The organism is Mucilaginibacter sp. SG538B (genome assembly GCF_013376065.1).
Taxonomy (GTDB): domain Bacteria; phylum Bacteroidota; class Bacteroidia; order Sphingobacteriales; family Sphingobacteriaceae; genus Mucilaginibacter; species Mucilaginibacter rubeus.
Genome location: NZ_JABMJI010000001.1, coordinates 650,045 through 663,965 on the forward strand (window position 1 = coordinate 650,045; position 13,921 = coordinate 663,965).

8 protein-coding genes are annotated in these 13,921 nt (G+C 44.7%); all 8 read left to right on the top strand.

Annotated elements, in window-relative coordinates:
* Positions 1-222: 222 nt before the first annotated feature.
* The 8 genes from FHW88_RS02635 (at position 223) to FHW88_RS02670 (ending at position 13,918) form a co-directional block, all read left to right on the top strand.
* The gene (locus FHW88_RS02635) at positions 223-1,878 is read left to right on the top strand and encodes a glycoside hydrolase family 28 protein (protein WP_176622940.1); all 1,656 of its coding nucleotides are present in this window, start codon (positions 223-225) and stop codon (positions 1,876-1,878) included.
* The gene (locus FHW88_RS02640) at positions 1,878-2,870 is read left to right on the top strand and encodes a pectinesterase family protein (protein ID WP_176622942.1); all 993 of its coding nucleotides are present in this window, start codon (positions 1,878-1,880) and stop codon (positions 2,868-2,870) included. Before FHW88_RS02635 ends, FHW88_RS02640 begins: the two co-directional genes overlap by 1 nt.
* An 8-nt stretch (positions 2,871-2,878) precedes the next feature.
* Positions 2,879-4,780, top strand: coding sequence for a glycoside hydrolase family 105 protein (locus FHW88_RS02645; protein ID WP_176622944.1), 1,902 nt, complete (start codon positions 2,879-2,881; stop codon positions 4,778-4,780).
* A 24-nt stretch (positions 4,781-4,804) separates the two neighbouring features.
* Positions 4,805-6,298 (top strand): tagaturonate reductase, encoded by a 1,494-nt coding sequence (locus FHW88_RS02650; RefSeq protein ID WP_176622946.1) that lies wholly within the window; start codon positions 4,805-4,807, stop codon positions 6,296-6,298.
* 12 nt (positions 6,299-6,310) lie between these two features.
* Positions 6,311-7,963 (top strand): UxaA family hydrolase, encoded by a 1,653-nt coding sequence (locus FHW88_RS02655; protein ID WP_176622948.1) that lies wholly within the window; start codon positions 6,311-6,313, stop codon positions 7,961-7,963.
* Positions 7,964-8,247: 284 nt separating this feature from the next.
* Positions 8,248-9,261: a zinc-binding alcohol dehydrogenase family protein gene (locus FHW88_RS02660; RefSeq protein WP_176622950.1), complete on the top strand. Its 1,014-nt coding sequence runs from the start codon at positions 8,248-8,250 to the stop codon at positions 9,259-9,261.
* A gap of 131 nt (positions 9,262-9,392) precedes the next feature.
* Positions 9,393-10,943, top strand: a complete 1,551-nt coding sequence (locus tag FHW88_RS02665; RefSeq protein WP_176622952.1) for an MGH1-like glycoside hydrolase domain-containing protein — start codon at positions 9,393-9,395, stop codon at positions 10,941-10,943.
* Positions 10,944-11,164: 221 nt separating this feature from the next.
* Positions 11,165-13,918 (top strand): hypothetical protein, encoded by a 2,754-nt coding sequence (locus FHW88_RS02670; protein WP_255485196.1) that lies wholly within the window; start codon positions 11,165-11,167, stop codon positions 13,916-13,918.
* Positions 13,919-13,921: the final 3 nt, after the last annotated feature.

Here is a 13,921-nt window from a genome sequence, read left to right on the forward strand (position 1 = left end):
ATCAAATAAAATCACCATAAACCGGAGTTGATTTGAGTTTTACTGAAGCAATCCGGTACTCCTTTTAGGCCGCTCAAATTTACGCAAACGTTTCTGGGAACGTTTGCGCGGTTTTAGTTGGGCAAATCCTTTTTTTTATTGCCGTCAGCCTTTAATCTTGTTTAGGATTTAATGTTCCTTCACCAATTATAGGGCGATAAATAGCTGTTTTAAAATAAAAACATGTCGGTAGTAAAAACAAGGATAGGGATAGCGGTTTTGCTTTTGGCGGGTTGCGTCACATCGCGGGTACAGGGTCAGCAGTATTCCTGGCAACATTTGCCGCGGGTAAATAAACCTGAATTTAAAAAGGATACCATCAACATTTTAAAATACGGAGCCAAAGCGGATGGCATTACGTTAAATACAACAAGTATCAATAAAGCGATAAGCGCCTGTAGCGCCAAAGGGGGCGGGGTAGTGCTTATTCCGCAAGGCTTGTGGCTAACCGGGCCGCTGGTGATGAAGAGTAATGTAAACCTGCACGTAAGCAGGGCGGCGCTGTTGCAGTTTACCGATGATAAAACTCAGTATAAACTGGTTGAAGGTAACTATGAAGGCCATGCCGCTGTGCGCAATGAATCGCCGATATCGGGTACCAACCTTACCAATATCGCTATTACCGGCGAAGGGATCATTGATGGTCACGGCGATGTTTGGCGGGCTATCAGTAAAGAAAGGCTTACCGAAGCCGAATGGAAAAAATTAGTAGCCTCGGGTGGGGTGGTGAGTGAAAACGGCAAATCATGGTATCCTTCTGAAAGTTACGTTAAGGGGTTAAAAACACCCGGAGCAGGGGTGATAGGTAACGGTAAAACAATTGCTGACAACGAACCTTTTAAAGATTTTTTCAGGCCTAATATGCTGGTGCTTACCAATTGTAAAAAAGTATTGCTGCAGGGCGTTACACTTCAAAATTCGCCCGCATGGGATATCCATACTTTACTATGCGAAGATCTTACCGTACAGAACGCAAGGGTCAGGAATCCCTGGAATGCCCAGAACGGTGACGGAATCGATGTAGAATCATGCCGGAATGTGTTAATTGAAGGCAGCACTTTTGATGCCGGCGATGATGGCATCTGTATTAAATCGGGCCGGGATGAAGAAGGCCGCAAACGCGGTAAGCCCACTGAAAATGTCATTGTACGGAATAACGTGGTTTACCGTGCCCATGGCGGTTTTGTGATAGGTAGTGAAATGTCGGGCGGGGCGCGTAATATTTTCGTGTCTAACTGTACGTTTATTGGTACTGACATTGGCCTGCGTTTTAAAACCACCCGCGGCAGGGGAGGCGTAGTTGAAAATATCTTTATTAAGGATATTGCCATGAAGGATATTCTTCATGAGGCTATTCTTTTTGATATGTACTACGGAGGTAAATCGCCCGGCGAAGCGGATGATATAAATGACCGGGCTGTTGTGCCGGTAACCGAAGCTACACCTTCGTTTCGCAAGTTTTATGTAAATAACGTAGTATGCAACGGTGCTGAAAAAGCGCTTATGATCCGGGGGCTACCCGAAATGGGGATCAAAGACATCCACATCGAAAACAGCACCTTCAAAACTGTTAAAGGAGCAGATGTAATAGAAGCACAGAACATCTTCCTGAAAAATATCCATCTCGAAAGCAAAGAAACCAGCCCACTCATAAATATTCAAAATAGCAACAACCTTGCGTTTGATCATATTACCTATGGCAATACAGAGTTGTTGTTTAAGGTCAGCGGTAAAAAGTCGCAGCAAATAAAATTACTGAATACAGATGCCGTCAAGGCTAAGAACAAAGCTGAGTTTGCTTCAGGAGCAACCAAAAATGCAATAACCGGTTCAAATTAATGAAGAGAGCGGCGCTATTGATATGGATTGTTTTTGCTCCGGCACTATTGCTGGCGCAGGCGGTTGTATATCCAAAGCGTTTTACCGTAGCACTGGATGGTAGTGGCGATTTCAAAACCATTCAACAGGCTGTAAATGCTGTGCGTGACCTGTCGCAGCAAAGGGTTAGCATTTACATAAAAGCCGGAGTATACCACGAAAAACTGGTAATCCCCTCCTGGAAATGTAATATCGAACTGATAGGCGATGGCCAAGATAACACCATTATAACCAACAGCGATTTCTCGGGCAAAGCAAACCCGCAGGGTAAGGATGCCTTCGGAAAAGCCGAGTTTACAACCTATACTTCCTACACTGTTTTGGTGCAGGGAAATGATTTCATCGCCAGGAATTTAACCATAGCAAATGCCGCAGGCCCCGTAGGACAGGCCGTGGCTTTACATGTTGAGGGCGACAGGTGTGCCATAATCAATTGCCGGCTGCTTGGCAACCAGGATACGCTTTATGCCGGTACCGAAAACAGCCGCCAGTTTTATAAAGACTGTTATATGGAAGGTACAACCGATTTTATTTTCGGCGAAGCCACTGCGGTTTTCCAAAACTGTGTGATCAAAAGTCTCCGAAACTCTTTTATTACAGCTCCCGCAACTACACCGCGACAGCAATTTGGTTTTGTGTTTTTAAACTGCCGGCTTGAAGCAGCTGATACCTCTGTAACAAAGGTTTACCTGGGCAGGCCCTGGCGGCCATACGCCAGATCTGTTTTTATCAATACAACAATGGGAAGCTACATCTGCGCCCAGGGCTGGGATAACTGGCGTAACCCGGAAAATGAAAAGACCGCCTTTTTTGCCGAATATAAAAGCAGCGGCACCAATATCAGCAAACGTGCGCCATGGTCGCACCAATTAACTGAGGCCGAAATGAAAAAATATACATTGAATAATATTCTTGCCGGGAATGATAACTGGGATGTAATGTCAATAAAATGAGCTGTATAATGAAGAAAATATTATTATTATGTGCTTTCCTGTTCGCGGGCCTGGGGCTAAGGGCACAAACGCTGCCATGGTCACAGCGGATGGCTAACACGGCTATATATATCTGGGCAGATTCGTTACCGGGCGCCAATTGGTCGTATGACCAGGGGATTGTTTTGCAGGGGCTGCAAAGCGTTTGGCAGCAATCGACCCGGAGTGAATATTTTACTTATATCCAAAAAGCGATGGACAGGTATGTGGGGGCAGATGGATCCATCCGTACTTACAAGGCTAAAGATTATACGCTGGATAATATCTTATCCGGCCGGAGCCTGTTGTTTTTGCAACAAGTATTAGGTACTGAAAAATACTACAAAGCTGCTTCGTTACTTCGCAAACAGTTGGACGAACAACCAAAAACACCCGAAGGTGGTTTCTGGCATAAAAAAAGATATACTAATCAGATGTGGCTCGATGGCTTGTACATGGCCGAGCCTTTTTATGCCGAATATGCTTCCGTTTACCATGAGGATGCGGACTTTGATCAGATAGCCGATCAGTTTATCTGGATGGAGCAGCATGCGCGCGATGCTAAAACAGGGTTGTTGTATCATGCCTGGGACCAGAGCAAAAAAGATCGCTGGGCTAACCCGCAAACCGGTCTTTCGGCCAGTTTATGGGCCCGTGCCGATGGCTGGTACGCTATGGCACTGGTTGATGTGCTGCCGTATTTCCCGGCCAATCATCCTAAACGAGCGGCACTCGTTGCCATTTTAAACCGCCTTGCGGTGGCTATACAAGCTTGCCAGGACCAGGGCACGGGTTTGTGGTACCAGGTGCTCGACAAGGGTAACAAAAAAGGTAATTACCTGGAAGCATCGGCTTCGTGCATGTTTGTGTATACGTTAGCTAAAGGTGTAAGGGAAGGCTATCTGCCTCAAAAATATTTGCCTGCTGCCCGAAAGGCTTATGATGGCATCATCAAAAACTTTATCGAAACCGATGCCGATGGACAGGTAAACCTGAAAGGCACGGCAGGTGCTGTAGGCGTAGGCGGCGAACCATATCGCGATGGCAGTTACGAATACTATACCGGAGTAAAGACTGTCACCAACGAAACCAAAGGTGTTGGTTCATTTATGCTGGCCAGTGTAGAGATGGAACGTTTAGCCAATCTGAATGCAGGTAAAGGCAAAACCGTACTTTTAGATAGCTATTTCAATAACGAATATCATAAAGATGTTACCGGTAAAAACATTCCGTTCCACTACAAATGGGAGGAACAGGATAATAATGGATTTTCGTTTTTCGGGGAGATCTTCAATAATCACGGATTACATACTCAAACTTTAAATGAAGCACCTGATGATGTCAATCTGAAAAAAGCGGCTGCTTATATTATTGTTGATCCTGATATTCCTAAAGAAAATCCGGACGCTAAATATATCGAAGAACCACATATTAAAGCCATCAGTAACTGGGTTAAAAATGGCGGGATACTGGTTGTTTTAAATAACGATACCGGTAATGCCGAATTTGTACATCTGAACAAGCTAATGGCGAAATTTGGTATCAGCTTTAATCAAAATAGTGTTAACCGTGTAGTTGGTCGTAACTTTGAGCAAGGGGCAATAAATATTCCTGCGGATAACAGCATCTTTAAAACAGCCCGTAAAGTTTACATTAAGGAGCTAAGTACTTTGCAATTAACCAGTCCCGCCGTTTCGCAGTTAATCAATGGTAAAGATGTAATTGTAGCTACCGCCAAATATGGTAAAGGCACTGTGTTTGCCGTTGGCGACCCCTGGTTTTATAACGAATATACAGATGGCCGAAAGCTGCCACCCGACTATGACAACTTTAAAGCAGCCAACGATTTGGTAGGCTGGCTGGTGAAGCAGATTCCTCAAACAAAAAAATAGTAACTTATTACAATTCAAAAGAACATGATATTATCAAGATATAACCTCAACAAAACAACTGTACCGGCGGCAGAATTACCTCCTGCCAATGTATTCGACCTGCCCGAAAAGGTACTGCAATTTGGTACCGGCGTGTTATTGCGTGGCCTGCCCGATTATTTTATCGACAAGGCTAACCGTGCCGGAATCTTCAACGGCAGGGTTGCGGTTGTTAAATCCACCGACAAAGGTTCAACGACGGATTTCGATATGCAGGATGGTTTGTACACCATTTATTCAAAAGGCATTGAAAATGGTGAAGAAGTTAATGAGCAGGTAATTTGTTCGGCGATCAGCCGGGTGCTTTCGGCCTCAAGCGAGTGGGAAGAGATCCTGGAGATAGCACGAAGCAAGAATTTACAGGTGGTGATTTCAAACACCACAGAAGTTGGAATCCAGTTGGTGAAGGAAGATGTACGTAAACATCCGCCGGCATCATTCCCCGGCAAATTGCTGGCTATTTTATATGAGCGTTACAGGGCCTTTAACGGAAGGCCCGATACCGGTTTGGTGATCATCCCAACCGAACTGATTATTGATAACGGTAAAAAGCTGGAAGCCATAGTATTGGAACTTGCCCACCTGAATAAACTGGAGCCCGCCTTTATGGACTGGCTGGAGAGCAGCAATAGTTTCTGCAACTCGCTGGTGGACAGGATTGTGCCCGGCAGGCCGGATCAGCAATTAAGTGACGCCATGGAAACCGAGCGCGGTTATATCGATAACCTCAGCATCATGTCTGAAACCTATAGTCTTTGGGCTATTCAGGGCGATGAAAAAATAGCCGAAGTGCTATCTTTTGCCCAGGCTGATAAGGGTGTTGTAATCACGCCTGATATTGAACTGTTCAGGGAGTTGAAACTCCGGCTGCTCAATGGAACGCATACCTTGAGTTGTGCCGTAGCCTATCTATCCGGCTTTAAAACAGTGAAGGAAGCAATGGATGATGCGCATTTTACCAAATTCATCACTCAACTGATGTTTACGGAGATCATGCCATCTATCCCATACCAGATTGATGAAGACGTAGCCCGTGATTTTGGTAACAAGGTGCTCGACAGGTTCCGCAATCCTAACATCAGGCACGAGTGGCTGAGCATTTCGGTGCAGTACGCTACTAAAATTAAAATGCGGGTTGTTCCGTTATTATTGAACTATTACAAACAAAATAATAAGGCGCCTCAAATGATGGCTCTTGGTTTTGCAGCTTTTATCCGCTTTATGCAGATTACCGAGACGGCTGATGGTAAATATACCGGAACAGCACATTCGGATAATTACGTGGTAACTGACGACCAGGCACCTAATTTGAGCAAAGCATGGAACGGCGCTGACGCGGAAACAGCGATTGCAGCTATCCTTAAAAATAAAAGCCTTTGGGATACCGATCTGACAACGTTACCCGGCTTTACAGAAGCAGTGACAGCACAGTTTAAGCTTATTAACGAACAGGGAAAACTGGAAATAAGCGATATTTAAATAGGAGGACAGATGAAACAGAATATATTAAAAGTGCACCCTGCCGATAATGTGCTTGTAGCACTAACCGATTTGCAGGCTAACGAGCAGGTTACTTACAAAGGTGAAACTTATATAGTAAAAGAGTTGATCCCGGCAAAGCATAAATTCGCTATAGTCGAAATTCCCGAAGGCGGCGAAATTATCATGTATGGCGTATTGGTCGGCAAGGCGCAAAGCCTGATCCCGGTAGGAGGGTTGCTTAGTACCGCCAATGTAAAACATGCGGCAAACAGCTTTTTAACAGGCCAAAGCCATACTGATTGGCACAGGCCTGATATCAGTAAATGGGAGGGTAAAACATTTAACGGCTATCACCGCGGAGATGGCAGCGTGGGCACCGCGAATTATTGGCTGGTTGTACCCATGGTGTTTTGCGAAAACCGTAACATTGAAGTATTGCAGGAGGCCCTGGTAAAACCTTTGGGTTATGGTCGCAAAAAAACATACGAGATCAAAGCGCAGGAGTTGATCGGTAAGATCAAAGCAGGCGCGGAGATAGACGAGGTTTTATATACCGAAATAGGTAGCGACACCGCTCAAAACGCCGGTAATAAAGTTTTCCCTAATGTTGATGGGATTAAATTTCTAACGCATACAGGCGGTTGCGGGGGGACCCGCCAGGATTCAACTGCGCTTTGCGGTTTGCTGGCCGGTTATATAACGCACCCTAACGTTGCCGGGGCTACGGTTTTAAGTCTTGGCTGCCAGAATGCAGAAGTAAAAACACTACAGGAGGAGATCAATAAACGCTCGCCGGAGTTTAACAAACCACTTTACATTTTAGATCAGCAGAAAACAGGTAAAGAAGCCGATTTAATGGAGCTGGCTATCAGGCAAACGCTTGCCGGTTTGATGCAGGCAAATCAGTCTGCACGTAAACCTGCTCCCTTGAGCAAGCTGACCATTGGTTTAGAGTGCGGTGGTTCGGATGGTTTTTCGGGCATTTCGGCAAACCCGGCTATCGGTTACACATCTGATCTGCTGGTAGCCATGGGCGGTTCAGTTATTTTGGCTGAGTTCCCGGAGCTTTGCGGGGTTGAACAAAACCTGATTGACCGTTGTTTGGATAAAACTAAAGCTGAGCGCTTTGCCGATCTGGTACGTACCTACAGCCAACGGGCCGAAGAAGCAGGTTCAGGTTTTTACATGAACCCGTCGCCGGGTAATATTAAGGATGGCCTGATCACTGATGCCATTAAATCTGCCGGGGCAGCCAAAAAAGGAGGTACATCACCGGTAGCCGATGTATTGGATTATCCCGAAAAGGTAATACAGCCGGGGCTAAACCTGTTGTGTACCCCGGGTAACGACGTGGAATCGACCACGGCCGAGGTTGGCTCGGGCGCTAATATCGTATTGTTTACTACCGGTTTAGGAACGCCTACAGGTAACCCGATAGCGCCGGTTGTAAAAATCGCCACTAATACTGCATTATTTAACCGAATGAGCGATATTATTGATATCAATACCGGTACTATTGTTGAAGGTGACGAAACCATTGAACAGGCGGGCGAACGCATACTGGATTATGTGGTAAAAGTAGCCAGCGGCGAAATTGAAGTTCATGCTGTACGACACGGTCAGGATGATTTTATTCCCTGGAAAAGAGGGGTTTCACTTTAATTTGATATTTATTTCCGTGTTCGTGGAGACACGAACACCCGGTAGATGAGCATAGATAAAACTTCATCGCCGTTGGTTTTAACCAACGGAATAATGAGCCGCGAAAAGAGGGCTTCAGCCCAAATTCGCTTATAGAGTTGGGCTAAAGCCAGAATATTTTAGTTTTTTTTACCGTTGGTTTTAACCAACGGTAATGAATATTTTGCATTTTAAACAGATTCTAAGCATAAAAAAAAGAAAAGCCTGAATTTGAGTTCAGACTTAGTACTACTAACTTAACACTAATGAAAATACTAACCTGTACAACACCCGGTCAATTGGATTATGGCACTGCTGATGTACCCCAATTAAAACCGGGTAATGCACTGCTTAAAATAAAACGTATAGGCATTTGCGGTACCGATCTGCATGCCTTTGAAGGTACTCAGCCATTTTTTAGCTATCCACGAATTTTAGGCCACGAACTTGCGGCCGAACTGATTGAAGCCGGAGATGCCGAAGGCTTTGAAAAAGGTGAGGCTGTTACTTTTATCCCGTATTTCAATTGCGGGCATTGTATCGCTTGTCGCTCGGGCAAACCAAATTGTTGTGTAAATATCCAGGTTTGCGGCGTACATACCGATGGCGGTATGGCCGAATACCTGCAGGTACCATCACATTTATTGGTTCATGGCGAAGGTTTGAGCTTTGACGAACTGGCCTTGGTTGAGCCCCTTGCTATTGGTGCCCACGGGGTACGACGGGCCGATGTAAAGCCGGGCGAATTTGTACTGGTTATTGGCGCCGGCCCTATAGGTTTGGGTATTATGGAATTTGCCCGCATTGCAGGAGCAAAAGTCATTGCTGCCGATGTGAACGAACAGCGTCTTAATTTTTGCAGCGAAAATTTGAAGGTTGATTATACCATCAACGTAAAAAACGAAGATGTGAATGAGCGCCTGAAAGAGATCACCAATGGCGATATGCCTACCGTGGTGATTGATGCTACAGGCAATCAAAAGGCTATAAACGGCGCGTTTTTGTACCTGGCGCATGGCGGCAGGTATGTGTTGGTTGGTTTACAACGAGACGAACTTATTGTAAGTCACCCCGAGTTTCACAAACGTGAAAGCACGTTGATGAGCAGTCGCAACGCTACCCGCGAGGATTTTGAACACGTGATCCGTTCCATGAAAAATGGTTTGGTAAACCCGCAAACCTATATTACCCACCGGGTAACTTTTGATGAAGTTAAAGATCAGTTTGAAAGCTGGCTTAACCCGGCAAATGGCGTTATTAAAGCTATTGTAGAGGTATAGGAAGCTGTTTAAATAAATGTAGAGACGCATAATTGCGTCTCCCGCGGGGCAAGCGGCTTTGTTTGAGACGCTTTTGCAATCGGCTCGTCCTCTGGGAGACGCAATTATGCGTCTCTACAGAAAAAAATTAAATGATGATAAAGAAGACGTTTTTTACCGGGTTCTTTTTTTGCGTGATAGGAAGTGCTTTTGCGCAACAAAAGCATGTGTTGGGTTTTGATAAACTGAAAACCTATGTGAACAGCTTTAATAAAACCGATACCGAAACGGTAAAGAACTACGTCACCAATGACCATGCTTACGAATGGCTGGCCAAAAATGTACCTTTATTTGATTGCCCGGACTCGGCCATTCAAAAGATCTACTATTACCGGTGGTGGACGTTCAGAAAACATCTGAAACAAACGCCCGATGGTTTCATTTTTACCGAATTTATAACGCCCGTTAGCTTTACCGGCGTTTACAATAGTTCAAGCAGCGCGCTTGGTCACCAGATTTATGAAGGACGCTGGCTGCATGATCCGCAATACATCAACCAATACATCAACTTTTGGCTATATGTCGATCCCAAACAAAAGAAGCCGCATCTGCATGCTTTCAGTAGTTGGATAGATGATGCTGTTTATAATTATTATCTCGTAAACCTCGATAAAAAAATTGTTGAACAGGCTTTGCCTTTGCTCAATACTGATTATCACGTTTGGGAAACGGAAAAGCAGCTGCCTTCCAAACTGTTCTGGCAGTTTGATGTACGCGACGCTATGGAGGAAAGTATTAGCGGGGGGCGTAAGGTGAAAAACATCCGCCCTACCATTAACAGCTACATGTATGGCAATGCTGTGGCACTATCAAAAATGGCGGCCCTAACCGGCAATGATTCACTAAAAACAAAATACACACAAAAAGCTATCGACCTAAAAAAACTGGTGCAGGATAGTTTGTGGAACGACAGCGCATTCTTTTTTGAAGTACGTAAACCCGACGGGCATTTTGCCAACGCCCGCGAGGAATTGGGCTTTATCCCCTGGTATTTTAACCTGCCCGATGATAAACCTGTTTATGCCAAACAATGGGATCAACTAACCGATATCAAAGGTTTTAACGCTCCATGGGGCATTACCACTGCCGAACGCAGGCACCCTTTATTCCGTACCCATGGTACCGGGCACGGCTGCGAGTGGGACGGTGCGGTATGGCCTTTTGCCACTACGCAAACATTAAAGGGCTTGGCTAACCTGCTTACGGCTTATCAAAATAAAGGCGCTATGACACCCGGTATTTTTTATAATGAACTGCATAAATATGCTCTTTCGCACATCAAACGCGGACTGCCTTATTTGGGCGAGTATCAGGATGAAAAAACAGGTTACTGGCTTAAAGGGGATAACCCAAGAAGCAGCTATTACAACCACTCCGGTTTTTGCGATTTGGTTATCAGCAATCTCGTTGGCCTGAAACCTCGTGAAGATAATCTACTCGAAATTTTCCCGCTCATCCCCCAAAACCAATGGAAATGGTTTGCGCTGGATAATGTGCTTTATCACGGGCATACTATCAGCGTAGTTTGGGATAAAACCGGTACTAAATATCACAAAGGCAAAGGTTTTATCATTTATGCCGATGGTAAGGCAATATCCCGGAGTACGCAACTGAAACATGTACTGGTGAAACTCCCGGGTTAAATCCTGACTCATTTTCTCTCTTTTATTGGCTTGTTGGCTTTAATGATGATAATATCGTATAGTAGATAGAGAAAATATCAGATGAAATTGCAGCAGCGTACTGATATTTTTGAATACTATACAACCAATTAAGTTCAAAACTAAAGAGTAGGTTTAAGAAGCTAATTCGCTTCAAATATTGAAAACCGGCTCTGCGTACGCCTGTCTAAATACCAATGAAAATGAAGATGTTTAACCGTTTCCTGCTGCTGTTGCTTATATTAATCTCTTGTTTTCATTCAAATTTAAACGCACAGGGAAAGTCAAAAAAAGTCACCATTGTTACCTTATCTAAGCATCATGCAAGGATAAGCTATGGCGTACAAAAGTTGATTCAGGCTTTACAGCATGCGGGATATTCAGTTACTGAACAAACTTATAAAGGCGCAATGCCTTCCGGTAGCGCAATAGTTATTGGGCTGCTTACCGATGCTCCGGTTAAGAAATTCGCGGCTGCTGCAAATAGTCAACCCCGAAAAGAGGGCTTTATCATCAGTGATAGCGGCCTTAAAAATAAACTCCTGATAGCAGGTGCCGATAATTCAGGTGCGCTTTATGGCTGTCTTGAACTGGCGGATAGGATCAATTTAAATAACAAGCTTCCCGTAAATATCAACCTGCATGATCAGCCCGAAATGGTTTTGCGGGGTACCTGTATTGGGGTGCAAAAGCCTGCGCTACTTCCCGGTCGGGGTACTTATGAGTACCCATACACGCCGCAAAATTTCCCATGGTTTTATGATAAAGCTTTGTGGATCCGTTATCTGGATTCGTTGGCGCATAACCGAATGAACTCTTTGTATTTGTGGAATGGTCACCCTTTTGCCTCGCTGGTACGGGTAAAGGAATATCCTTACGCTGTTGAGGTTGATGACGCTACTTTCAAAAAAAACGAAGAGATCTATAGTTTTTTGGCCGAGGAAGCTGATAAACGTGGCATCTGGCTTATTCAGGGTTTTTATAACATCATCGTATCCAAACCCTTCGCCGAAAAAAATAACCTGAAAACGCAGGACAGGAACCGACACATCGTACCCGTCATTGCCGATTATACCCGTAAATCTATTGCTGCTTTTGTACAAAAATACCCTCACGTTGGATTGTTGATTACACTGGGCGAGGCTATGGAAGGTGCGGGTCAGGATGATATCGACTGGTTTACGCAAACCATTATTCCGGGCGTAAAAGACGGGTTAAAAGCCTTGGGTCGCACGGATGAGCCGCCGATTGTGCTCCGTGCGCATGATACCGATGCGCCCACAGTGATGAAATACGCCAAACCTTTATATCACAATCTGTACACCATGGCCAAATACAACGGCGAGGCGCTTACTACTTATGAACCACATGGTCCCTGGGCTGATCTGCATCGTACTTTGAGTAATATCGGTACCGTGCAGATAGAAAATGTACATATCCTTGCCAACCTGGAGCCTTTTCGCTATGGCTCGGCCGATTTTATTCAGAAATGTGTGCAGGCCATGCATACTGTTTATGGAGCAAATGCCCTGCACCTGTATCCGCAGGCGTCGTACTGGGATTGGCCTTATACAGCAGATAAAACGGATGGTAAGCGCCTGTTGCAATTAGAGAGGGATTGGATCTGGTACAAGGCATGGTCGCGCTATGCCTGGGATAGCAAAAGGGAAAGGGTCGGCGAAATAAGCTATTGGGCAAAGCAATTGGCCGATAAGTATGGCTGCGATCAGGTTCATGGCGAAGCAATTTTAAGAGCTTATGAACAATCAGGCAATATCTCACCCGAGTTGTTGCGCCGTTTCGGCATCACTGATGGCAACCGCCAAACGATGACCTTGGGCATGCTAATGAGCCAGCTGGTAAATCCTGAAAAATACGGTTTGTTTTCGCTGTTATACAATTCAGAAGGCCCTGTTGGTGAAATGATGAGTGAATATGCCGAAAGGGAATGGAAGCGCCAGCCGCACGTAGGCGAAACACCGGTAAAAGTTATCGATAGTGTAATAGTGCAAGGGAAAAAAGCTGTTGAGGCTATCGACGAAGCATCAGCGAAAATTAGTAAAGATAAAGCCGAGTTTGCCCGCTTAAAAAATGATATGTATTGCTATAACGCAATGGCCAATAATTATGCTTACAAAGCAAAAGCAGCTTTATGGGTGTTGCGCTATAAATATTCAGATGATGTTGCCGATCTGGAAAAGGCTTTACCCGAGTTGCAAACCAGTTTGGATTATTATAAGCAATTGGTGAAACTAACTGAAAATGCTTACCTGTATGCCAACAGCATGCAAACCAAACAACGCAAAATCCCGGTTGGAGGCAATGATGCCAAAATGAAAACCTGGGCCGAGCTTTTGCCGGTTTACCAAAAGGAACTGGATAATTTTAAAAGAAATATCGATTCATTGAAATCGCCTCAAATACAGCAAAAGCAAAAAGAGGTTACCGTTTTGAAAGATGCGCCTGTGAAGCTTGAGGATAATGTCAGTAATTATCAGATAAATTCAGGCGAAACGGTTTATATCGATACAACCGCTCTGATAAAAAATACCGCGAAAGAGCTGGCAGGTCTAAAAGGTGTAAAACTATCTAAAGCAGGTCAGCAGAAGAACGGCACAACAATCAGTTTTAAAAATGATAGACCAGTAAAGCTGCTTGTTGGCTTTTTCAATAGCAAAATGCCTCAATACCTGCCCGAGCCGCAATTGGAAACAGATGCCAGCGCCAATGATTTTGGGCAGGCCGATATTAAAATTGCCAATGCCATTCAAATTGATGGCTTGCCGCCGGTAAATATTCATACCTATACCTTTAAAGCAGGTTCAAATACGCTTACCTTAGGTAAAGGTGCGGCCTTGGTTTTAGGCATTGTTGATGCTGACGCTAATGTGCCGGTATATGACGCTGGCCTGAGCAACGAAGGTAATATCAAAGATTTACGCTGGCTTTTTAACTGATAT